The 22,994-nt window shown below is 54.1% G+C and carries 25 protein-coding genes and 2 pseudogenes; 9 read left to right on the top strand and 18 right to left on the bottom strand.

Going from position 1 to position 22,994, the window contains the following annotated elements; genetic code table 11:
- Positions 1-16 precede the first annotated feature (16 nt).
- The 6 genes from KNP74_RS07795 to KNP74_RS07770 form a co-directional block, all read right to left on the bottom strand.
- A complete protein-coding gene (locus KNP74_RS07795; protein ID WP_214763951.1) occupies positions 17-676 on the bottom strand; it encodes a 50S ribosomal protein L25/general stress protein Ctc in 660 nt (219 codons plus the stop codon).
- Positions 677-839: 163 nt separating this feature from the next.
- Positions 840-2,642, bottom strand: coding sequence for a DNA mismatch repair endonuclease MutL (gene mutL / locus KNP74_RS07790; protein WP_214763950.1), 1,803 nt, complete (start codon positions 2,640-2,642; stop codon positions 840-842).
- Between the two features lie 4 nt (positions 2,643-2,646).
- Positions 2,647-5,172: a DNA mismatch repair protein MutS gene (gene mutS, locus KNP74_RS07785; protein WP_214763949.1), complete on the bottom strand. Its 2,526-nt coding sequence runs from the start codon at positions 5,170-5,172 to the stop codon at positions 2,647-2,649.
- Between the two features lie 54 nt (positions 5,173-5,226).
- On the bottom strand, positions 5,227-5,658 hold the full coding sequence (locus KNP74_RS07780; protein WP_021067281.1) for a YlbF/YmcA family competence regulator: 432 nt from the start codon (positions 5,656-5,658) through the stop codon (positions 5,227-5,229).
- A 101-nt stretch (positions 5,659-5,759) separates the two neighbouring features.
- Entirely contained in the window at positions 5,760-6,188 is a 429-nt protein-coding gene (locus KNP74_RS07775; RefSeq protein ID WP_214763948.1) for a GNAT family N-acetyltransferase, read from the bottom strand.
- 16 nt (positions 6,189-6,204) lie between these two features.
- On the bottom strand, positions 6,205-7,668 hold the full coding sequence (locus tag KNP74_RS07770; protein ID WP_138859516.1) for a phytoene desaturase family protein: 1,464 nt from the start codon (positions 7,666-7,668) through the stop codon (positions 6,205-6,207).
- A gap of 143 nt (positions 7,669-7,811) precedes the next feature.
- On the opposite strand from KNP74_RS07770, the gene KNP74_RS07765 reads away from it, so the two are divergent.
- The 7 genes and pseudogenes from KNP74_RS07765 (at position 7,812) to KNP74_RS07740 (ending at position 12,150) form a co-directional block, all read left to right on the top strand.
- A complete protein-coding gene (locus KNP74_RS07765; RefSeq protein WP_214763947.1) occupies positions 7,812-8,312 on the top strand; it encodes a hypothetical protein in 501 nt (166 codons plus the stop codon).
- 16 nt (positions 8,313-8,328) lie between these two features.
- Positions 8,329-8,775 (top strand): GNAT family N-acetyltransferase, encoded by a 447-nt coding sequence (locus KNP74_RS07760; protein WP_214763946.1) that lies wholly within the window; start codon positions 8,329-8,331, stop codon positions 8,773-8,775.
- A gap of 13 nt (positions 8,776-8,788) precedes the next feature.
- Entirely contained in the window at positions 8,789-9,310 is a 522-nt protein-coding gene (locus KNP74_RS07755; protein WP_214763945.1) for a DNA topology modulation protein, read from the top strand.
- On the top strand, positions 9,307-10,029 hold the full coding sequence (locus KNP74_RS07750) for a nucleotidyltransferase domain-containing protein (RefSeq protein WP_214763944.1): 723 nt from the start codon (positions 9,307-9,309) through the stop codon (positions 10,027-10,029). Before KNP74_RS07755 ends, KNP74_RS07750 begins: the two co-directional genes overlap by 4 nt.
- A gap of 9 nt (positions 10,030-10,038) precedes the next feature.
- Positions 10,039-10,173 (top strand): annotated as a pseudogene (locus tag KNP74_RS14935) (AAA family ATPase); the annotation flags it as partial.
- Positions 10,174-10,390: 217 nt separating this feature from the next.
- Positions 10,391-11,149, top strand: a complete 759-nt coding sequence (locus tag KNP74_RS07745) for a transporter substrate-binding domain-containing protein (RefSeq protein ID WP_214763943.1) — start codon at positions 10,391-10,393, stop codon at positions 11,147-11,149.
- Positions 11,146-12,150 (top strand): pyridoxal phosphate-dependent aminotransferase, encoded by a 1,005-nt coding sequence (locus KNP74_RS07740; RefSeq protein ID WP_214763941.1) that lies wholly within the window; start codon positions 11,146-11,148, stop codon positions 12,148-12,150. Before KNP74_RS07745 ends, KNP74_RS07740 begins: the two co-directional genes overlap by 4 nt.
- Positions 12,151-12,183: 33 nt before the next feature.
- On the opposite strand, the gene KNP74_RS07735 is transcribed toward KNP74_RS07740, so the two are convergent.
- Positions 12,184-12,738, bottom strand: coding sequence for a maltose acetyltransferase domain-containing protein (locus tag KNP74_RS07735; protein ID WP_034777394.1), 555 nt, complete (start codon positions 12,736-12,738; stop codon positions 12,184-12,186).
- 90 nt (positions 12,739-12,828) lie between these two features.
- Here KNP74_RS07735 and KNP74_RS07730 point away from each other — a divergent pair, with 90 nt between their 5' ends.
- Entirely contained in the window at positions 12,829-13,752 is a 924-nt protein-coding gene (locus KNP74_RS07730) for a DUF7916 family protein (RefSeq protein WP_034777393.1), read from the top strand.
- Between the two features lie 42 nt (positions 13,753-13,794).
- Here KNP74_RS07730 and hisIE read toward each other — a convergent pair.
- From hisIE to KNP74_RS07680, 9 genes and pseudogenes are all read right to left on the bottom strand, one after another.
- A pseudogene (hisIE, locus tag KNP74_RS15110) lies at positions 13,795-14,432 on the bottom strand (bifunctional phosphoribosyl-AMP cyclohydrolase/phosphoribosyl-ATP diphosphatase HisIE).
- On the bottom strand, positions 14,381-15,148 hold the full coding sequence (gene hisF, locus KNP74_RS07715) for an imidazole glycerol phosphate synthase subunit HisF (RefSeq protein ID WP_214763939.1): 768 nt from the start codon (positions 15,146-15,148) through the stop codon (positions 14,381-14,383). Before hisF ends, hisIE begins: the two are co-directional and overlap by 52 nt.
- Positions 15,141-15,854: a 1-(5-phosphoribosyl)-5-[(5-phosphoribosylamino)methylideneamino]imidazole-4-carboxamide isomerase gene (gene hisA / locus KNP74_RS07710; protein WP_214752805.1), complete on the bottom strand. Its 714-nt coding sequence runs from the start codon at positions 15,852-15,854 to the stop codon at positions 15,141-15,143. Before hisA ends, hisF begins: the two co-directional genes overlap by 8 nt.
- Positions 15,832-16,419, bottom strand: coding sequence for an imidazole glycerol phosphate synthase subunit HisH (gene hisH, locus KNP74_RS07705; RefSeq protein ID WP_214763938.1), 588 nt, complete (start codon positions 16,417-16,419; stop codon positions 15,832-15,834). The genes hisA and hisH overlap by 23 nt, the downstream gene beginning before the upstream one ends.
- Positions 16,416-17,003 (bottom strand): imidazoleglycerol-phosphate dehydratase HisB, encoded by a 588-nt coding sequence (gene hisB / locus KNP74_RS07700; protein WP_138859524.1) that lies wholly within the window; start codon positions 17,001-17,003, stop codon positions 16,416-16,418. Before hisB ends, hisH begins: the two co-directional genes overlap by 4 nt.
- Positions 16,990-18,003 (bottom strand): pyridoxal phosphate-dependent aminotransferase, encoded by a 1,014-nt coding sequence (locus tag KNP74_RS07695; protein WP_214763937.1) that lies wholly within the window; start codon positions 18,001-18,003, stop codon positions 16,990-16,992. The genes hisB and KNP74_RS07695 overlap by 14 nt, the downstream gene beginning before the upstream one ends.
- Entirely contained in the window at positions 18,000-19,217 is a 1,218-nt protein-coding gene (gene hisD, locus KNP74_RS07690) for a histidinol dehydrogenase (protein ID WP_214763936.1), read from the bottom strand. The genes KNP74_RS07695 and hisD overlap by 4 nt, the downstream gene beginning before the upstream one ends.
- A complete protein-coding gene (gene hisG, locus KNP74_RS07685) occupies positions 19,214-19,822 on the bottom strand; it encodes an ATP phosphoribosyltransferase (RefSeq protein WP_034777382.1) in 609 nt (202 codons plus the stop codon). Before hisG ends, hisD begins: the two co-directional genes overlap by 4 nt.
- The gene (locus KNP74_RS07680; RefSeq protein ID WP_214763935.1) at positions 19,819-20,742 is read right to left on the bottom strand and encodes an ATP phosphoribosyltransferase regulatory subunit; all 924 of its coding nucleotides are present in this window, start codon (positions 20,740-20,742) and stop codon (positions 19,819-19,821) included. The genes hisG and KNP74_RS07680 overlap by 4 nt, the downstream gene beginning before the upstream one ends.
- A 109-nt stretch (positions 20,743-20,851) precedes the next feature.
- Here KNP74_RS07680 and hisJ point away from each other — a divergent pair, with 109 nt between their 5' ends.
- A complete protein-coding gene (gene hisJ / locus KNP74_RS07675; protein WP_214763934.1) occupies positions 20,852-21,664 on the top strand; it encodes a histidinol-phosphatase HisJ in 813 nt (270 codons plus the stop codon).
- A 162-nt stretch (positions 21,665-21,826) separates the two neighbouring features.
- Here hisJ and KNP74_RS07670 read toward each other — a convergent pair whose 3' ends face one another.
- On the bottom strand, positions 21,827-22,183 hold the full coding sequence (locus KNP74_RS07670; protein ID WP_034777378.1) for a hypothetical protein: 357 nt from the start codon (positions 22,181-22,183) through the stop codon (positions 21,827-21,829).
- A gap of 200 nt (positions 22,184-22,383) precedes the next feature.
- Entirely contained in the window at positions 22,384-22,959 is a 576-nt protein-coding gene (locus KNP74_RS07665; protein ID WP_034777377.1) for a deoxycytidylate deaminase, read from the bottom strand.
- Between the last annotated feature and the right edge of the window lie 35 nt (positions 22,960-22,994).

The following is a 22,994-nucleotide window of genomic DNA, read 5'->3' as shown; positions in this document are numbered from 1 at the left end:
GGGCCGTTCGAAATGATTATTCTTTGTTTTCAGAAGTCTCTTCCGACTCTTCCGTTGAAGTTTCTGACGCCTCTTCAGTCGCTTCAACTTCGCCTTCTGTCGCTGTATCAGCTTCAAGGTCTTCGACCGCCACCGGTTCATTCACCGATGCGATTTGAAGATCACCCTCAGATACGATTTCGTAATCTTTGTTCTCTGGAATATCAGCGACAGTGAGCGAGTCACCGATGCCGAGTTCAGAAACATCAAGCTCGATACGCTCCGGAATGTTGGCTGGTGTTGCCGAGACCGTTACTTTATAGAGCGTCTGTGCCAAGTAGCCGCCTTCTTTGACGCCTTTCGCGTCGCCGACGAGTGTGACGTCCGCTTCGACTTCTGTCGCTTCGTCCATCTTCACTGCCATAAATTCGACGTGCTTGTATTCGTTCGTGAATGGGTCGACTTCTGTCCCGTGAACGAGTGTATTCACTTTCTTACCATCGATATTGAGTTCGATCAAAGCGTTGTCGCCGTGTTCACGAAGAATCTTACGAAGTGCCATCTCTTCGAATGCGACCGGTGTGCTTTCAACTTTGTAGCCGTAAACGACACCTAACACTTTTCCTTCTTTACGCAAGTTAGCGCGGACCGAACGTGGTCGTAATTCTCGTTTCGTTACTTTAAGCGTGTCTGCCATAATCTTTTCCCCCTACTGGTTTATCGATCATGTCTACATCTTGAGGGTGAGGCAGTGAAAAAGCCACCTCTCAACCTCGATGCGTTGAGTGACATGTGTATATTGTTCCCATAGCCACCTATCCATAAACGTAACAGGAGGTTAAAAAAAGATTACAGGCGTGTCACATAACGCGTTTAAATAGCTTCTCGAGCTCGTACGTGCTCCACTTCACTAAAATCGGACGTCCGTGCGGACACGTGTACGGAGACGTCGTCTGATTCAAATCGTGAAGCAATTGCCGCATCATCTCGTGGTTCAACGGATGGTTCGCTTTAATCGACCGTTTGCACGCCATCAAAATCGACGCGTCTTCCCGATATTTAGCGATGTCAATGGAGCGATCCCGAATCGCCATCTCTATCAAATCACGGACCGTTCCTTCTAAATCATGTTGCGGGTACCACGTCGGAATCTCTCTAACGAGGAACGTATTGCCGCCGAACGGCTCCAATTCGAGACCTGCTTCTTTTAAAAGCGGAGTGACTTCTTCAATCGCGAGCGCCTCTTCTTGCGTGAACTCGAGCGTGAGCGGAAGCAGCAACAACTGGTATTCCTTGTCAGGATTCCCGAGCTGCTTGTAAAACAACTCATATTTGATTCGTTCCTGGGCCGCGTGTTGGTCGATGACGTACATCCCGTCCTCGGCACCACAGACGATATAACTCGCATGCAATTGACCGATGACGTCGAGCGGCGGCAACCGCTCTCCTTTCGTCTCGATTGTTTCCGATTCGACCGTCGACTCTGTCAGCTCAGGCGCTTCATTGACGAGCGGGGTCGGCGACCAACGACTCGGTGACGTGACAGGCTCACGTGGAATTGGATAGTTCCACGTCGGTGCTTCTTCCGTGACCGGCGCCCGTTCAACCGTGAAATCAAGTCGCTCTTGTTCGGTCCGAATGACCGGTCGCTCTTTCGGTTTGACCGACGGGATTAAACGCTGTTCCCGGAGTGTCAGTTGGACCGTCTCACGAATCAACTGACAGAGCTCTTTCTCTTTTGAAAGCCGAACTTCTCGTTTCGTCGGGTGGACGTTGACATCGATCAGCATCGGGTCCATGTTCACTTCGAGGACAGCGATCGGATAACGACCAATCGGTAGCAGCGTGTGGTAGCCTTCGAGCACACTTTGGGTCAACGCGAAGCTCTTGATGCTCCGACCGTTCAAGATGAGCGTCACGTACTGCTTGTTCGAACGCGTCACTTCCGGACGGACGAGATGGGCGCTCAAACTATAGTCGTTCGTCTTACTCGACGCCGTGACAATTTGGGCCGCGACTTGTCGGCCATAGATGGCGAGCATGACTTGTTTGATGTCTCCGTTCCCGCTCGTCCTGAGCAGTTCCTTGTCTTCATGGAACGCCGTGAGGCGCACTTCCGGGTGGGACAAGGCGATGCGGTTCAACGTGTCGGTGATGCTCGCCAGTTCCGTCGCGGACGTTTTCAAATACTTCAATCGGGCTGGTGTATTATAGAACAATTGACTGACGGCTATCTCCGTCCCGACGTTCGCCGCGGCCGGTGTTTGCGCCGTGACAACGCCGCCTTGAAGCGTCATCTCGAACCCGTCTTCCTCGGCCCGGCGTGACTTCAGCGTCACATGGCTGACCGAAGCAATCGAGGCGAGCGCCTCCCCACGAAAGCCGAGCGTGCGAATCCGGAACAAGTCGTGCTCGTCCCGAATCTTACTCGTCGCATGACGTAAAAAGGCGCGCGGGGCGTCCTCTTCATAAAACCCGTGCCCGTTATCGCGGACTTTAATGAGACGGATGCCCGCTTCCTCCAAATCGACTTCGATTTTGGTGGCGCCGGCGTCAATCGCGTTCTCGACGAGCTCTTTCACGACCGAGGCCGGTCGCTCGACGACTTCGCCAGCCGCGATTCGGTTGGCCAGTTGTTCCGGTAACTCCTGTATGATTCCCATCGACTCACCCCTTCTTCGCGGATTGTTGGAGCGCATAGAGCGCTTGCATCGCCTCGATCGGGTTCATCGCCAACAAATCGAGTTCGAGCAATTGTCGTTTAATCTCGTCTTCCGCCTCAAAGAGCGATAGTTGGGCCACGGGTTCTGCCGTTCCCGGATGTTCAACAGCTGCCCGTTCCGGTTTCGAGTCTGTCTCAAGTTGAGACAAGATGGTCCGCGCCCGTTCAATCAAATCACGGGGCAATTCAGCGAGCTCAGCGACATGAATCCCGTACGACTTATCGGCCCGCCCCGGATGTACTTCATGTAGAAACACGACACGCCCGTCTCGCTCGATGGCGCGGACGTGCACGTTCTCAAGAGCAGGGATCGTGTCTTCGAGCACGGTCAGCTCGTGATAGTGGGTCGAGAACAACGTCTTCGCTCCAATTGTCGAAGCGATGTATTCAACGATAGCCTGGGCGAGCGCCATGCCATCATACGTCGACGTCCCCCGACCGATCTCATCGAGCAAGATGAGGCTGTGTTCGGTCGCCTCTGTCACCGCTTGGCGTGTCTCCGTCATCTCGACCATGAACGTCGACTGACCGCTCACCAAGTCATCGGCCGCACCGATGCGGGTAAAGATTCGATCAAACAATGGAATCTCAGCCGCTTCAGCCGGCACGAACGACCCGATTTGATGCAAGATGGCGATCAAGGCGAATTGACGCATATACGTCGATTTACCGGACATGTTCGGTCCGGTGATTAAGAGCATGCGCCGCGTGTCGTCGAGCGTCAAATCGTTGGCCACGTATTCACCACGAGGCAATACCGTTTCGATGACCGGATGGCGCCCACGATCGATTTGGACGTTGTTTGACGTCGTCGGGCGGACGTAGTCCCGTTTTTCGGCGACGATGGCGAGCGCGAGCAAGACGTCTAGCTCACTGAGCGAGCGCGCCAGTTGTTGGAGCGGTTTCGTCTCTTGCTTGACTTGGTCACGCAAGGCGACGAATAAATCATACTCGAGCGTGCAACTCTTCTCTTCAGCCCCGAGAATGAGCGCTTCTTTCTCTTTTAACTCGGGTGTGACGTAACGCTCGGCGTTCGTCAGCGTCTGTTTCCGTTCGTAACGTCCCTCTTCGAGCAGGCGGGCGTTCGCTTTCGTCACTTCCAAGTAATAACCGAAGACACGATTATAGCCGATTTTCAGCGACTTGATGCCGGTCGCGACCCGCTCTTGTTGCTCGAGATTGGCAATCCATGTCTTTCCGTTCGCTTTCGCCTCGAGCAGTTCGTCGAGTTCGGCCGAATAGCCGGCACGAATCATCCCACCCTCTTTAATCGAGATCGGTGGCGCCTCGACAAGCGCTGTCTGGAGCATGCTGGCTAAGTCGTCGAATGTGTCGAGCGTATCATCGATTTGACGAAGCCGTGAGGCCGTGACGCCTTCGAGCAAGGCCCGCACCGCCGGGATGCGCTCGAGTGTGTTCCGGAGTTGGACGAGGTCACGGGCGTTGGCCGTCCCGTAACCGACTTTGGCGACGAGCCGTTCGATATCGTAGACGTGACGTAGCTGTTCACGCAACTGGTCACGAAGCATGAAGTCATCGACCAAGTTCTCGACCGCATCTTGTCGGTCCCGAATCGCCTGCTCGGTATAGAGCGGCTGTTCGAGCCAACGTTTCAGCAACCGTCCCCCCATCGCCGTCGTCGTCTCATCAAGCAAGGCGAGAAGCGACCCTTTCCGTTCACCGGACCGGGCCGACCGAAACAATTCCAAGTTCCGGGCCGTGTTGGCATCGAGTTGCATATGGGCCTCGACTTCATAGGCGACGGCCGGTTGGAGATGATCGAGGGCGCGTTTTTGCGTGCGCGTCAAATAAGCGAACAGCAATTCAAACGCGCTCACTTGCGCCTCGTCTTTCGCTCCGCTCGACAACGGGCTCGCTAGCCGCTCTGTCTGGACCGACAACGGGATGCCTAGCGGAGCGAGTTGTTGTCTTAATTCGTCGTCGGCAACAATAATCTCACTCGGCGCTAGCCCTTCCACTTCTCGTGACACAGCTTCTTGCGATGACAACGTCGTTAACCATGACTCACCTGTCGTCACATCGCCGCGGGCAATCCCGAAACGGCCTGCTACGTTCACGACCGATAGTAAATACCGGTTCTCTTTCTCACCGAGTGCAGCCATGTATGTACCCGGCGTGATGACTTGGATGACTTCACGTTTGACGAGCCCTTTCGTCGCTTTCGGATCTTCCATCTGTTCACAGATGGCCACGTTGAACCCTTTTTCGATCAGCTGTTCAATGTAGATAGCGGCAGAGTGATGTGGTACGCCACACATTGGAATCGGGTGCTCAGCGTTCTTCCCGTTTTTCGCGGTCAATGTCAACTCAAGTTCTTTGGCGACGATTTGGGCATCTTCAAAGAACAGCTCGTAAAAGTCACCGAGCCGGTAGAAGAGAAAGGCGTCTGGATAATCAGCCTTGATTGAAAAGTATTGTTTCATCATCGGGGTTTGATGTATCGTTTCCATTCGTGTTCACCTCTAGAAATTAGAACAGCTGACCAAAGGCCAGCTGTCTGTTTGTTAGTATCCGCAGCCGCCGCGTGATTTCTCCGCTGCCATACCGCTTCCTGTTTTACCGGCGAGAACGTCACCGTCCGTCGACTCGATAATGCGATCTGTCACCGAGTTGGCGAGTGTGACCGTCACGTATTGAAGCAAATCGTTCACTTCGACTTGCGTCTCCTGAAACGCCTGGACAACCGGGATCGAATCGAGTTCGTCCATCGCCTTGTCGATTTTCAGCTCAACTTTGGCGAGTGCTTCCGTCTTCCCGTAGTGCTTGCAGTTGACGGCTTCTTTTTGTAAGTATTTGATACGTTTGATCAACGTTTGAACGCGTTCACTTTCGTTCACTTTCGTTTCCGCTTCTTTGAAGCGGGCCACTTCCGGCGTGCTCGCCAATAAGTCGGCTAATTCTCTCGCTTTTTGAATCACAGTTTGATCAGTCACCATCGTAAACCCCTTTGCTCTCTATGATTGAACGCACGTCTTGACGCACGCAAGTATTCCTCATCATTCTACCACGAACTTATGGCAAACGGTACCGCATCGATTCACTTCGAGACGGTCGCCGTCCGAACCATATCGACGTGAGGAATCCCGTCCTCTAAGTACTCCTCGCTCGTTCGTGTGAACCCGAAGCTCGCATAGAACGGCTCCACGTATGTCTGTGCTTGCAAGTACAAATCGCGATCCCCAAAGTCAGCCACGGCTTCTTGCATCAAACGCCGCGAATGGCCTTGTCCCCGATGCGTCGATTTCGTGACGACACGGCCGATGGCGATCGGCGACTCCTCCTCGAGGACACGTAACGCCGCGATCGGGCGACCATCAGCCTCAATCCAGTAATGGACCGCCGCCACGTCTTTCCCATCGACTTCTTGATATGGACAATCTTGTTCCACGACAAAGATTTCGGTCCGGAGCGCCAATAACTCATAGAGTTCTCTCGTCGTCAATTCGTCAAACCGTTTTTTATGCATCTCCACTTGTCTCCCCTCATAACTTCGAACCGAGCGCTCGGGCGACATGAAGCCCGCTCGTCATCGCCCCGATTGTGCCTGCCCCCGGAAATACTGTATCCCCGCAGACATACAGGTTCGGCAAGGTTGTCCGGTAGCTCGCCGCATGGAACAAAGCTTGTTGCGGTGTTTGGGCATAACCACCGACCGCGCCGTGCGGACGTTTCGTATATTTCACCCACGCCCCTGGTCCCCCGGGCAACATGACAGACGATTCGCCGTTCCAGTCCGGGAACGCTCGACTCACAACCGAGACGAGGCGCTCGGTCCAATCTGTCTCTAGTTTCTCATACGTCGCCTTGTCTTTCCAAGCCTGCCACTCTGTCAAATCGATATGGGTCGAGACGGTGACGGTCCGTTCCGGTCGCTCGGTCCGGAGCGAATCATCTGCGGCTGACATCGAGATGAAGGCGTGTCCTGACGGTAAGTCATCGCTATACACTTGTTGGAAGAGCGGACGTCCCGTGCACACCGCTTCCGGTAACGTAATGTACAGACTGAACGTCCCCCATTGCGTACGTTCCAGTTGACGGCCATACTGTCTTTGGAATTGCCTCGCTGCTTGTCCCGTGACCAACTGCGCGGTCGCCTCGAGCGGAATGGCCGATACGACGACATCGACGAGGTCGAGCCGGCCCCGACGATCGGTCAAAAGCCAACCGTCCGCCATGCGCTCGACTTTGACGATTTGCCGGCCGAGGAGCGTGGTCCCGCCGTTTTGGCGAATCGAGCGTTCCAAGGCGTGGCCGAGCGTATACAAGCCCCCGTCGACGTAATAAGCCCCTTCATGGTAAATCGATAAGGCGACGGCCGCGAGCAAGTGGCTCGCTTCGCGGGCTCCGGTCTGCAAGCTATCGAGCAAAATCCCGTCGATGACCCGTTCAAACATCGTCCCTTTCAATCGATGATGCGATAGCGTGGCCCCGAGCGGTCGATACAGCTTTCGGAACGCCAAGAGCTGTGCCGGTCGAAACGCACGTATCGCAAGCGTCGCATCACGAATCGTCCGAAATGGCAAAGCTGGTAACGATTCAAATAAAGGCCGGATCGTCTCAAAGTCACTCCACACTTCTTCAAAGAAAGCATGAATTCGCGGGGCGAGGTCAGGAAACGTCGATTCGAGTTCTGCTAAAAACTGATCCCGGTCTTGATGATAATGGACGGTCTTTCCATCGAGATGAATATGCATCACCTCGCTTAACGGACGAACGTCAATCGTTTCCCCTAAATAAGATAAGACCCGCTCATGTAGCCCGCCCGGCTCAAACCCCATCCCGAGCGTCGCTCCGGCCGGGAACCGATAGTCGCCGCGTTCGAACTTACCGGCGCAACCGCCCCATTCTCGTGACGACTCGTACACGGTCACGTCATGCCCGATTCGGCTCACGAGCGCACCCGTCGTCAGTCCGCCGATCCCACCGCCAATAATCCCGATTCGCATATTAATCCCCTCCTGTCTTCATCATACATGGCTTCCCGAAGTCGGAGACATTTCGACGTGTTCCATCGACATATTTCGCACGTCAGGCAGGGTTCTGCGAGAAGATGGCGAAAAAAAATCGTATAAAGGACAGGTGAAACCATATGCGAAGTCGGGTCATCATTTATCTGCTCATCCCTATCTTGATTTTTATCGGTATCCTGATTACACCTCCATCAGAAGAATCACAAAAAGTGGCCACCATGACGGCCGTCAACATTCAAGAGATGATTCCGTATGAACGCGAGTACACGGCACAAAAAGTATTACTCGAGGAAATGAACGATGGCCGCGAGGCGATTATCGAGGAGTGGCGGCTCGAGCGCGGGGCCAGGACGACATATAGTTACGTTCTGCGGCTCCAAGGGTTCGAGACGGTGATTCAAGTCGATGCCGGGGCGGCCAACACGCGTTCGGACGGTTATTATGCCATGCAGGCGCACAGTCCCGTCTTCGAAGCGGACGAACCGCTGTCGACCGGTTATCCGATTGTACTCTTCGCCACCGAGCAGCGGCTCGTATTGAACCAGATGGAAGTACGCGTCCTATACGAAGAGGACGGTGTCATTGAAAAATGGCGTATCCTTGAATCCACAGACTCCTAACAAAGGCGGAATCGATATGAATCTCACGTTTCAACGAGCAACCGAATCACAACTGACCGAAATTTATAGTCTTGCAGGCGTCAACCGCGAAGAAGCAACCAATCACGTCTCGGCTGATAGCCGGGAAAAGATGATTGGAGCGTACGAACACTCTGCGAAATTTGGTGCCTATTTCCTCTGTCTCGTCGATGGTGAGACGCTCGTCGGCTGGACGCAAATCGATAAAGCGTTTGACTTTTTGACGGGTGCAGAGGTCGGTTGGGTGAACGACCTGTATATCAAGCCCTCGTTTCGCGGTCACGGCTATGCCAAACTATTGATGCGAGAAGCACTCGATACGTTCAAACAGATGGGCCATACCGATGTGCGCCTGAACGTGTATGCTCACAATCAAACGGCGATGCGACTATATGAACAACTCGGTTTCACCGACGTCAGTAAATTTATGAAGATTGACATTTGAAAGGTGGTATTCGATGCAAAAAATACTTCTCATCGGCTCAGGCGGTTCGGGCAAATCGACGCTCGCCCGAGTGTTGGGAACCCAACTCGGCATCGACGTCCATCACTTAGACGCCTTACTATGGAAACCAAATTGGTCACCCGCCACACGGCAAGAACAAATTAAAACGCAGTCCGCATTGATTGGACGCGATTCATGGATCATCGACGGCAATTACGGGGGCACGCTCGACTTGCGCCTTCATGCTGCCGACACGATTGTTTTTCTCGACTTGCCGAGGATTATTTGTACGTATCGCGTCTTGAAGCGCATGCTTTCCTATCGTGGCAAGACACGTCCGGACATGGGCCCAGGTTGTGAGGAACGGTTTGACCCGAAGTTCTTGAAATGGGTGTGGGATTATCCGAAATCGCAACGCCCGAATGTGATCAACCGATTGCAAGCCCTTCCTGATAACAAACAAGTCATCATATTGCATTCACGGACAGAGGTTCGTGACTTTATAACGCGCGTCGGTACGGAGCAACACCTATGATTCCTAAACTTGAACCAATTGTAGCAGCGAAGACGTTCGTCACAACGCGTTTCCCCCACTGTCGGGCCGCACTGCTCGCCGGAAGCGTCGTCCGTGGTGAGGCGACCGAGACGTCAGATTTAGACATCGTCATTTTCGACGACACGCTCGTCTCGTCTTTTCGGGAATCGTTCATCGAGTCCGGATGGCGCATCGAGCTGTTCGCCCATAACTTGACGTCGTATCGGACGTTCTTCGAGCAAGATTGCCGACGTGCCATTCCGTCGTTGCCGAGAATGGTCGCCGAAGGGATGGTGATGAAGGATACGGATGTCATCGAAAATATCAAACGTGAAGCCCGGGCCTTGCTCGACAGCGGGCCAGAGGCTTGGGCGGACGAGACAATCGAGATGAAACGATACTTTCTGACCGATGTGCTCGATGACTTGATCGGATGCACAAGTCGTGCAGAGGGCTTGTTCATCGCGAGCACCCTCGCCACGTTGGTCTGTGAGTTCATCCTGCGCACGAATCGACAATGGATGGGCTCCTCCAAATGGACATACCGCGCTCTCGACCGCTACGATACGCATGCAGCCCGAGAGCTCGTCGCTGCCCTCGAACGCTATTATCAAACGAACGAACCCGACGCGCTCATCCGTTACGTCGATGAGACGCTCTCCCCGTTCGGCGGCCGGTTGTTCGCCGGATTCAGCCGCGGGAAATCAAACGAAACGTGAGGGCATCCCATGTTCTTTCTTCAATTGTCCGGTTTCACTGGGTCCGGCAAATCAACGCTGTCTCGGGAAATTGCTCGTCGACTGGATGCGATCATCGTCGATCACGATGTCACGAAGACGGCATTGCTTGAATCGACTTCACAACACCGTTTATGCACACGCTTACAATCGATACGAATCGCCCCCTCGAGACGTATTTACCCGACGCCATCGCCTATCTCCAGGCGATGGATTGACCACCTGATGCATCCTGTGACTTTTTCTCGGATGTATTTTTTTAATCGTTTTTGTATTTTTATGCTTTACAATTAATAATCATACATATACACTTAGTCTCATATCTTGAAGGAGGAATTCATACATGAAAAGGTGGGTCATTACAGGGGGATTAGTGGCAAGTGCATTACTAGCAGGATGTAGCCAAGAGACGACGGGCGAAGAGAAAAAAACACTCGTCATGGGGACGAGCGCCGATTACTTCCCGTATGAGTTTGTCGATACGGCGAACGGGGATGAAATTGTCGGATTTGATATCGAGATCGCCGAAACCGTTACGGAACGCCTCGGCTACGAAATCAAAATTGAAGACATGGACTTCGGCAGCCTGCTCGGGGCACTAAACGCCGGACGTGTCGACTTCGTTATGGCCGGTATGACGCCGACCGAAGAGCGGAAAGAAAATGCCGCCTTCTCGGATATCTACTTGTCGGCGACGAACTTAGTCATGACGAAAGATGAGTCACTCGAGTCGATTGAGGCGCTCGCCGGCAAGAAAATAGGCGTCCAAACCGCTTCGATTCAAGAGAACATCGCCAAAGACCAAGCTCCGGAGGCAGAGCTCGTCTCATTGAACAAGATTCCAGAGATCGTCCAAGAGTTGAATACGGGTCGGATCGACGCGATGGTCATCGAGGACACGGTCGCCCAAAAATACTTGGACCAGGATGCCGGACTGTACACGTTCGCCTTGAAAGAAGATGGCGAGAAAGGTTCAGCAGCCGCCTTTAAATTGGAGGACGACCTTCGCGATCAGTTCAACGAGGAGTTGAACAAGATGATTGACTCAGGTGAAATCGACAAACTCGCCAAAAAATGGTTCTCGATGGAGCCGACGGAATGAGACCAGTCTCGCTGCCGATTTATCCAGTCACCTATCCAGACGGGTACCGTTTGAATCAAAACGAGAGTCAGTTCCCGGTGCCGTCCCGCCTCTATGACCAGCTCGCGACGATTTCGTTCCAAGACTTGCATGAGTATCCGGTCCAACCGATTGACGAGTTGTTCACCCGTTATGCGGCCTACGCCGGTGTCGAGCCGAATCAATTGCTCGTCGGTTGCGGCAGTGACGAGATGATTCACGTCGTCACCCAGGCGCTGTTGGCACCGGAAGACGTCGTCTTGTCACCGAGCCCGGATTTCGCACTCTATCCGATCTTCACGACAATCGCGCACGGCTGGCACGTGCAAGCCGATGACCTGTCATATGACGCACTCGTCCAGGCGATCACGCAACACACACCAAAGCTGTTGCTGTTGTCGAATCCGAACAATCCGACCGGAAAATTGTGGAGCGTCGCTGAATTGACCGAACTCGCGGGACTCGTGCCGTACTTGATCGTCGACGAGGCCTATATCGACTTCACACCGGCGTCGAGTATGGTGGCTCACCTTGATGCATTCACGAACGTGATTGTACTGCGGACGTTATCGAAGGCGTTTGGCCTGGCCAACGTCCGCCTCGGTTTCATGGTCACGACGACCGAACTCGCCGCTTATTTCCGTCAGTTCGTCCCGCCGTTCAACATTAGCGGTGTCAGCGCGAAAATCGCCAACATCTTTTTACAAGATGCGACGTATCTCGATGAGGCCATCGCATGGCACGCCGACATGCGCGGACAGTGGACCGACTTGTTCGCCACGATTGGACACGTCCATCCCGCCGAGGCGAACTTCATTTACGTCACGCTCGATGAGCCGGAGGCCGTTTGGGCCCACCTCGTCGCGCATGGCGTTCACACATCGAAACAACCGAACGGGATTCGCATCACGCTCGGCAATGAATCTGCTCTCGAAGCAGCACGTCAGGCACTGGTCACCTACGCGTCACAACCGACAGCATAAGCAAACGACCCGACATCACGTCGGGTCGTTTCGTCATGGTATGAACTTGAGCACTTTCGCCGGATTCCCCCCGACGACGGCACGGGCTGGCACGTCTTTCGTCACAACGGCGCCAGAGGCGATGACGGCATCGTCCCCGACTGTCACCCCTGGGTTTAGAATGGCACCGCCGCCGATCCACACCCGATGTCCGACCGCGACCGGCTTCCCGTATTCAAGACCCGAGATCCGTTCGGTCGGGTCGAGCGGATGCGTCGCAGTATACACATGGACACCCGGCCCGAGCATGCAATCGTCACCGAATGTGATCGGACAGATGTCGAGGAATACGCAATCAAAGTTAGCGAAGAACCGTTCTCCGAGATGAATGTTATAACCGTAGTCGCATTTGAACGTAGGCTCCAAATAAAACGAACTTCCGGTCGAGCCGAACAGCTCCGCTAACACTGCTTTTCGGTCGTCGAGTTCATCGATCCCGGATCGATTAAATCGTTCCGTCAAACGCCGGGCCTGACGCCGGTCGGCGACGAGTTCCTCGTCCCCGGCCAAGTAAAGCTCGCCCCGAATCATCTTTTCTTTTTCAGTCATCTGCATCTCCCCCTATTCTGTCATCATTATAGAGGAATTTCTAGCGAAATGGGGAATAGGAACATGACGAACTAGAGGAGGAATAGACAGATGAAACGAATTCTTGATTGCAGAGCCAGTGATTTCTTGACGTTCAACCGCTCGGATTTGATTGGATCGATTCGCAAAGCCGAAGGCCGGACCGTACTCGCCGAAGTCATCCCGACCGTACAACCACTCTATCCGGAAGTGACGAACGCCGAACTCGCGCGGGCGTTCGGTGCCGACATGATTCTTTTGAACATGCTCGACGTGTTCCACCCGTACATAAAAGGTCTCGAAAGCCACGCCTTGTTCGGAAACATGCCGGGCGAGACGATGTCTGACAATCCAATCATGGAATTGAAGCGGCTCGTCGGTCTCCCGCTCGGGGTCAACCTCGAACCGGTCGACTTCTCTGAGAAATCGGAGGATATGTATGATGTGAAACAAGGACGGCTCGCGACACGGGAAGCGTTCGCCAGAGCGTCAGAGCTCGGCATCGACTTCATCTGCCTGACCGGAAACCCGAACACCGGGGTGACGAACGAGGCGATCGAGCAAGCCATCATCAACGCGCGCCAAGAGTTCGCGGGCGTCATCATCGCCGGGAAGATGCATCAAGCCGGCGTCGGCCGTGTACTTGATCAAGAGGCGTACGTCCGTTTTGCTGAAGCCGGGGCCGATATCATCTTGATTCCAGCGCCCGGCACCGTTCCTGGCGTCCGTGAAGATGAATTCTATGAAGTCACGCGCGAGATTCAGGCGTTGGATAAACTCGTCGTCGCCGCCATCGGCACATCACAGGAAGGGTCCGATGAAGCGACGATTCGTGACATCGCCTTGTCCTCGAAGCGCGGTGGGACGGACATCTTCCATATCGGCGATGCTGGGCTGTCCGGAATCGCCACACCGGAGAATATCCAGGCGTTATCGATTGCGATTCGGGGACGGCGCCATACGTACATCCGTATGGCCGCCTCGGTCAACCGCTAATCAAAAGGAACGAAGCCGATTGTTGCTTCGTTCCTTTTTGTGTTACCAGTCGGTGACGTCTCGGCGTGGTTTCGCCGGAGTCGTCGTCCCATGCCGTTTGGCGAGGAGCGCCTCAACGTCTTGTAATGACACGCCTTTGGCGGCAAGCAAGACGAGCAGGTGGTACAAGAGATCGGCCGACTCTTCGACCAAATCTTCATCGTTCAGCGCCGCGATGACGACCTCGAACGACTCTTCCCCAAACTTCTTGGCAATCTTGTCGACACCTTGGTCGAATAAATAAGATGTATACGACCCTTCTTTCGGTGACGCCTGTCGTTCTTGAATCAACTTCTCTAATTCGTGAATCATCCTTCCACCTCCGTGAAAAAGCAGCTTCGATTTCCCGTATGGCACGTCGGCCCATTGGCACGGACACGGACCAACAACGCGTCTTGATCGCAATCGACGTGGATGCTCTCGAGTTCGAGCGTATTTCCGCTCGACTCCCCTTTCATCCAGAGTCTCCCTTTCGAACGTGACCAGAACGTGACCGTGTTCGTCTCGAGCGTCTTCTGAATCGCCTCCTCGTTCATGTAGCCTAACATGAGGACGGAGTCGTCCTCTGTCGACACGATGATGGCTGGAATCAATCCATTGTCGTCGTAACGAACCGCATCGGCAAGTTGTGCTCGCTGCATACGTGTTTCACCTCTTCCACTGTCGTTTTCCGGTCATGCAAAATCGAGGCGAGTAGCGCCGCATCGACCTTCTCGAGCGCGTCGACGACGTGATTCGCGTTCCCGGCACCGCCAGAGGCGATAATCGGGATATCGACGGCGTCCCGGAGCAAATCAAGGATTCGCAAATCGTAGCCGCTCTGCTTTCCGTCCTGATTCATCGACGTGACGAGCAGTTCACCCGCCCCAAGTGCGGCCACTTGCTTTGCCCAATCGACGGCCCGCAACTCGGTCCGGTTCTTCCCGCCATACGTATAGACAAAGTACTCGTCGTCTTCGAACTTAACGTCGATGGCGATGACGATACATTGTGACCCGAACCGTTCGGCCGCTCGTTTGATCAAATCGGGTGATTCGACGGCGAGCGTGTTGAGCGACACTTTGTCGGCCCCAGCTTTTAAGAGCGAGGAAATATCCTCAAGCGACCGAATACCGCCGCCGACCGTGAGCGGGATGAACACTTTCCGGGCGACGGCACTGACGACGTCAAGCATCGTCTGCCGGCGTTCCGTACTCGCAGTGATATCGAGAAACACGAGCTCATCCGCACCGGAGGCGTCATAATACTTGGCAATCTCGACCGGGTCGCCGATGTCACGTAACGCGACAAACTCGATCCCTTTGACGACACGACCGTCTTTGACATCAAGACACGGAATGATGCGACGTTTAAGCATGGCGCGCCTCCCACTCGATTAAGTCATCAAGACTGACTTGTCCGGAGAGTAGTGCCTTCCCGACGACCGCCTCGTCGATGCCGGCCGCTTGAAGCGCCTCGACGTCAGCCTCGGTCGTCACGCCACCCGAGGCGATGATCGTGACTGAAACAGCATCACGGAGCGCCTTCATCCGCTCGAGGTTCGGTCCGTTCAATTTCCCGTCCGAACCGATATCCGTATAGAGAATCGTCTTGACCCCACGGTCGACGAGTTCTTTCGCGGCATCGATATCTTTTAAGTCGGTCGCTTCTTGCCATCCGTTGACGGCGACGATGCCATCATAGGCGTCGAGGGCGACGGCGACACGATCCCCGTACTTCGCGAGCGCCCGGTCCAAGAAATCCGGGTCTGTAAACGCCTTTGTCCCAAGCAAGACACGGTCGGCGCCGGTCGCCATGACCGCATCGAGCGCTTCCTCGGAACGGATGCCTCCGCCGGTCTGGACGAAGAAGCCGCACGATTTGGCGAATCGGACGACATCAAGATGTCTCGGTTCGCCGGCTTTCGCCCCTTCGAGATCAATCAAGTGAAGCATCGGAACGCGCCCTTGCCATTCCTTCAATTTCTCATACGGGTCGCCATACTGTTCTTCTGTATTGAAATCGCCTTCCGTCAAGCGGACGATTTTTCCGTCAATCAAATCAATGGCCGGTAGTAATCTCACGTTCGACCGCCTCCTTCCATTCTGTCAATAAACGTAATCCGAACGCGCCGCTCTTCTCGGGATGAAACTGCATCCCCGTGACGAGTCCTTTTTGCACGATGGCTGGCACGGTTTCACCCATATAATCGGCAGAAGCGATCACATGGACCGGGTCGGTCACGACGTGATACGAGTGGACGAAATAGACGTCCTCGTCTCGCAAAATCGAGTTCCATCCGACGTGTGGCAGACGTTTCGCCCGCATCCGCTCGACGCGCCCTTCAATCAAACCGAGTCCTTCCGTCGGCACCCCTTCCGTGCTCGACTCGAATAAGAGTTGCATGCCGAGACAGATGCCGAGGAACGGCTTTTCATTCGCCGATCGTTTCAACAGCGGAATCAGCCCCGTCTCGCTCAGCGATTGCATCGCCTGCGGGAACGCTCCGACCCCAGGCAGCAAGATGGCATCAGCTGCCTCGATTTCCACTGGATCGTTCGTGATGATGACGTAACAGCCGATAGCTTGGAGTGCCCGTTCGACGTTGAACACGTTACCCATTCCATAATCGATGACCGCGATTTTCATCCTTCGATCAGTCCTTTCGTCGACGGCAATCGATTCGACCCGTCTTGCCCAATCGCCTCGGCGAGGGCGCGACCGAACGCCTTGAACAACCCTTCAATCATGTGGTGCGAGTTCGACCCGTAGAGGACCTCTAGGTGCAGTGTCAACCGGGCGTTCATCGCCACGGCCCGGAAAAACTCTTCGGCGAGCTCGGTATCAAAGTCTCCGAGTTTCGGATTTTTGATATCGGCGCGGTAGACGAGGAACGGACGGCCCGATACGTCAACGACGGCACGCGCGAGCGTCTCGTCCATCGGCAAATAACTCGTGCCATAGCGGCGAATGCCGACTTTGTCGCCGAGCGCTTGATTGATTATCTGCCCAAGGGTGATCCCGACGTCTTCGACCGTATGGTGGGCGTCGACCCACGTATCCCCTTCGACATGGACCGTCAAATCGATTTGGCTGTGGAACGCGAACAGTGTCAGCATATGGTCAAAGAAGCCGACACCTGTCTTGATGTCACTTTGTCCTGTCCCATTCAAATCAAGCTTGAGCTCGATGTTCGTCTCTTTTGTCTCTCGTTTCGTCTCAGCTGTTCTCAAGTGAAGTCACCTCTTCTATCGTTTGTTGAAGCAAGCGGTACGCCTCGTCCGTGCCGGCACTGACACGAATCCCGTCTGCGAACGCGCGAACATGGACATCCTTTTCTAAGAAACGGGCGGCCCAAGATTCGCTGTCCGGTGTTTTGACGTATAGGAAATTGGCACGGCTCGGTAAGACGTTTCCAATCGGTGCGAGCAACGTTTCAAGCTTTTGTCGCTGCGTTTGATGGAAGTTGATCGACTCCTCGATATATTCGGAGTCGTTCAACACGACCGTCGCCACGGCCGCACTCAGCCCGCTCACGTTGAATGGCGAACGGAACCGGTCAATCTTCTCGATTAAGCGCTCGTCGGCAATCATGAAACCGATGCGCAGATTCGCGAGTCCGAACGCTTTCGATAACGTACGGAGAATGATGACGTTCGCGTGGTCCGCGAGTCGGTCTTTGAATGAATCTTCCATCGTGAAATCGATATATGCCTCGTCCACGACGAGATATGGAACACGGCTGGCGACCGTTTCGAGTTCATCGAGTGACCACATCTTTCCCGTCGGATTGTTCGGGTTCGACACGAGCACAAGTTTCGGCCGTTCCGCCTCGATCGTCTCGAGCAATGATTGAATCGACAATCCGTCCGCATCCGGCTGCACAAAATTCCCGCGAGCGATATGCGTATAAATGCCGTACATCGAAAAATCGGGAATCGGGGCGGCGACGACGTCATCGGCGTCAAGGATTGCCTGACATAAAATGGCTAGCAGTTCGTCACTGCCGCTCCCGACCATGAGTTGTTGCGGATCCACACCAGCATATGTCGCATAACTTTGTTTCAGCGCTACCAACTCATCGACCGGATAATGGCTCAAATCGAGCGGAAGCTCTCGGATTGCCGTCTTTAACCGCTCTGGGAACTCATATTGGCTCTCGTTTTGATTCAACGCATGTCCTTTGACCGCCTGCGGGACGTAGCGGGGAATCGTCTCATAGTTCTGTCTCATACGTCCTCCAATCGAACCGCCATCGCTCGGGCGTGGCCGTCAAGTTGTTCTTGTTGTGCGATGCGAATCGCGGCGCGTGTGACACGTTCATTGAGCTCCGTCATCTGAAGGAACGTCTGTCTCCGGTAAAAATCATCGACCGAGAGGCCGCTCGAGAAGCGGGCCGTCCCGCTCGTCGGCAAGACGTGGTTTGGTCCAGCGATGTAATCACCAAACGCTTCCGCGGCTTCATGACCGAGGAAGAACGAACCACCGTGACGGATGGCTTGCATATAGGTTTCCGGGTCGGAGACGGCAAGTTGCACGTGCTCGGCTGCCATCTCGTTGGCGACTTCGATTGCACGTTCGCTCGACATGATGCGTACCCCGCCTCGTTTCAATGCCTCGACCGCAATGTCACGGCGTGGTAGCTCGGCCAGCTGGCGTGCCAATTCCTGTTCGATCCGTTCGGCCAACTCGACTGACGTGACGAGAGCGAGTGCCGTCGCTTCGACGTCATGTTCGGCTTGGGCGAGCAAGTCGGCGGCGACCCATTTCGGATTGGCCGTCTCATCGGCGATGATGAGTACTTCAGACGGCCCAGCGACCGAGTCGATGCCGACGATGTGAGAGACGAGCGACTTCGCGGTCGCGACATAGGCGTTACCAGGTCCGACAATCTTGTCGACCGGTTTGATCGTCTCGGTGCCAAACGCAAGCGCGGCCACGGCTTGTGCCCCTCCGACCAGATGACACTCATCTGCCCCTGCGATTTTTGCCGCAATCAATAGCGACAAGTCGATGCCATCTGGTTTTGGCGGCGTCACCATGACGATCCGTTTCACACCGGCCACTTTCGCCGGGATGATGTTCATCAAGACGCTCGAGGGATAGACGGCCGTCCCACCCGGTACGTACACGCCTACCGAGTCGAGCGGCATGAAGCGACGTCCGAGTCTGAACATGCCATCTTCATACGCGTCGTCTTGACGACGCTGACGCTCGTGGAACGTGCGAATGCGTTCGGCGGCGAGCGTCAACGCCTCGGTCAACTCCCCGTAAGCTTCAGGTGGCGTGAAGGCTGTCAAGTCGACCGTTTCGATTACGTCGACACCGTCAAATTTCTTTGTAAACTCTAGGAGCGCTTCATCTCCGTTCAACTCCACGGCCTCGAGAATTGGCTTAACTGCTTCCGCCCAGCTTTCACGCCGGCTCCGATTCGTTTCCGTGCTCATTTCGCTTCCTCCTTGCTTAAACGACGAATCCAGGCCTTCAATTCATCAGGATCGTTGGCGAGCGCCGTCTCACTCGTGATGAACTTGGCGTTCACCGTGAAAATCGTTTCGTATTCCTCGAGGTCGTTCGCACGAAGCGTCGCCCCCGTCTCGACGATATCGACGATGCAATCGGCGAGTCCTGTGAGCGGTGCGAGTTCGACCGAACCGTTCAACGCAATCACTTCAACGTTCTGTCGCTTCGAAGCGAAGTGAGAGATGGCGATATTCGGATACTTGCTCGCGACTTTCAATTTTTTCGTCCCATTTTTCCGTTCTTTCGGTCCACAGACCGCCATCCGGCAACGGCCGAACGGCAAATCGACGACTTCGAGAACGCCAGGCGTCTTCTCTCGCAAGATGTCGCCTCCGACGACGCCGACATCAGCCGCGCCGTGCATGACATATTTATAGACGTCATCCCCTTTGACGAAGATGAACTCATGCCCGTCGACTTCGACAGTCAGTTCCCGGCCGCGTTTTTCGGGCCAGACGGTTAATCCGACTTGTTCGAAATAGTCTCGGGCCGCTTTTTCAATGCGTCCTTTCGCGATGGCCACTTTCATAAAATCACCTCACCTAACTGTTCTAAATCAAGCGACAATCCGAACGCCCGTCGCGATTGGCCGAAATGTCCGTATAGCGAATCATAGCGACCGCCCGAGAGGACGCGCCGTCCGTCGATGCTTCCTGTCACCGTCAGTCCTGAATAATAATCAAAATCGCCGGTCTGTCCAAAGTCGTACGATACGTTCAAACCGATGGCGCGTAAATGTTCGACCGCCCGCTCGACTTCATTGATCGCAGCCGTCAATCCTGGCTCGGCGACTTCTCGTAGTTCAGCGAGTGCCGAATCACCGATTAAGAACGGTAGCTTCGCGATTAACGGGTATTGATACATATCCGCGAGGTCACGGAGTGATTCCAAGTTACGGAGCGCCAAATATTGACGGAGCGTCCGCTCAGGGATGCCGGCCTCATCCGCCACGGCGGCGACCAAGGAAGCCGAACCGACTTGAATCCGAAGCCCGTCTTGCGGCAACACCCGCTCAGTCATACTGAGGAATGACGCGATCAACTCCATATCGGGAGCGTCCCCGTCAATCCATTCAAGCCCGAGCTGTTGACGCTCATGCGGCTGACCCGAATGTTTCGGGGTACGCCGATAGACGGCACCGGCATAGGCGACCCGCATCGGTTCATGACCATCGGCGAGCTTCCGAGCGATTTGCAACGTATAGTCCGGACGCATGACGAGCAACTCGCCGTCATTCCCGAACAGTCGATAATAGGCCGACTCATCGAACAAGGCCAAGTCTTGATAGTGCGAATAATATTCCACGAGCGGCGGCTTAATGACACTGTAGCCATTTGACTCGGCTCGCTCTAAAAATGACAACATCCACTGCTTCGGACGCAGAACGTCTTCCCCTTGCAATTCGTGCCATCCTTCCGGGATGGATCCTTTTGTATTGAACCAGATCATCAATATCACCCTTTATCTTATTATCACTTTACCAAACTAAAGTAGTGTGTTAAATTTATCAAACCAAGCCGTTGCTGTCAACCGGCGAACTCGAAAGGAATGTCGACTGATGATTGACTTTACCCGTGATGGTCACCTTCACACTCCATTTTGTCCGCATGGTTCATCCGATTCGCTCGAAGCGTATATAAAGCGCGCCTTGAACCAAGGAATCAAGACGCTCACGTTCACAGAGCATGCGCCGCTCCCGACCCGGTTTCAGGACCCGACGCCAGAACAAGATTCAGCGATGGCGCTCGATTTGCTCCCTCGTTATATAGAAGCTTTGCAGACGTTGAAGCGGTCCTATCCCGAACTTGATCTCCGCATCGGTTTGGAGATCGACTATTTGCCCGGATATGAGTCCGAGACGCTGGCGTTGCTCGAGCCGTATGCCGACGTATTAGACGAAGCAATCTTGTCCCAACACTTTCTCCTCGTCGACGACGAGCTCCTGCCTATCGACTTCTCGGCCGACACGTTTGATGTGCTCGTCGAACGTGTCGGCTCGTTCGAGGCCGTGATGAAACAATACTACACGGCGCTTGAGGCTGGCCTCGCCTTCCCTTGGGAGCGCTTGAAAGTGGACCGCATCGGACATATCGACTTACCGATTAAATATCAACACAATTACACGTGGGACCGCTCGAACGTGCAGGACGAACAGACGCGCTTGCTACAAACGATCGCTACGCGCGGTTTCGGTCTCGATTTGAACACGGCCGGGCTCCGCAAGCCCGATTGCGGCCAACCTTACGCCATTGACGTCGCGTCCGAGGCGGCCGCACTCGGCATCCCGTTCGTGCTCGGTTCAGACGCCCATATCGCCTTTAATGTCGGCGCCGGGTTCGAAATTATACAAAAAAAAGCCACGTTCCTATGAACGTGGCTTTTTCACAGCGATCTAGCTATCTAGATCCCCATTTTTGGTTGTCGATAACGATATGGCGTTCCATTTCTTCATCTATTGACAATAATACCATACTGAACCCGCATTGCAACCCGAAAATGAAAAAAGGATGACGTGGGTATCATCCTTACAAAGTTAGACCGCCATCTCGGCGTATAGGTCTTTCAACTCTTCCGTCGCTGCCTCGTCCATTTGTAACGCGACGAGTTCAACAAACCGGAGCGCCGGATCCGTATCCCCTGACAAGGCGACGATCTCAGCTGCGGCACCATCGAGCGCTAGCAAGATGCCCGAGACACCGAGCGTCGGATAGTAGCGAAGCAACGCCCGAACGTGCTTCAACTCCGAAACCTCATTTCCGTTGATCTTTAATGACTTAACGGCGAGCTCTTTATGCGTCCCGATGGCAAATTTATCTTCCCACACCTCTTCGAGTGTGATCAACGCTTCCACATCATAGGCACCATCTGTGAAACGAACTTGTTTTTCCATGTAACATTTCCCCTCTCGTTAATCTACTTTCATTATAAGAAAGAAACCCACGAAAAGATTGTGAAATATTGAACATTATGTGTAAACTTTGTCTCACCTGTGCTTAGCCATAAAAAAAGGTCCCTCCGAAGAGAGACGAATAATGGAAGAGTAAAACACCATTGGCAGTACATTAATAATATAACATCGAATGTAAACGTTTACAATGTGTTTTTGAAACTTTTTTCGAGTGGCATATGTACCACGTCAATCCCACTCTCACGCATCAAATCGAGGCCGTCACCGTGCTCATAGCCGACCGCATAGACGACACGGGCTACGCGTGATGCGATCAAAGCGAGCGAACAGGCATGACATGGTGAGTGGGTCACATAGGCTGTCGCCCCGAAGGCGTTCGTCGAATCCGCGGCGAGCTTACCGATCGCGTTGATTTCGGCGTGGATTTCATGTTGCTTCGACCAATTATGGTGGTCGTATGGGTCCGAACATCTAATAAATGTCACACCCTCATGGATGAATGAAACCGGTGCCTCGAGCAAATCGACCGCATCTTCTGACACGTACTCGGCCCGTTTATAAAAACCGTCTTCCCGTTTTAAAAAGATCTCATTGCAATTCGTATGCCCGGGTGGCGTCCCATTGAGCCCAATCGAGATCGGCTTCTCATCTTTGACGATGACGCAAGCGACACTTTTCGAGGCGCATTTCGAATGGCGTACCGCCATCATATCAGCGAACTGCAACCACGTCTCATCCCATAGCCGTTGTTTTTCCATTTTCTTATCCTCCTCAAAGAAAAGGAAAGTCTGAG

It is taken from the genome of Exiguobacterium sp. s141, from assembly GCF_018618085.1.
GTDB classification, from domain to species: Bacteria; Bacillota; Bacilli; order Exiguobacteriales; family Exiguobacteriaceae; genus Exiguobacterium; species Exiguobacterium mexicanum_A.
This window is presented reverse-complemented; position numbering and strand designations above follow the sequence as displayed.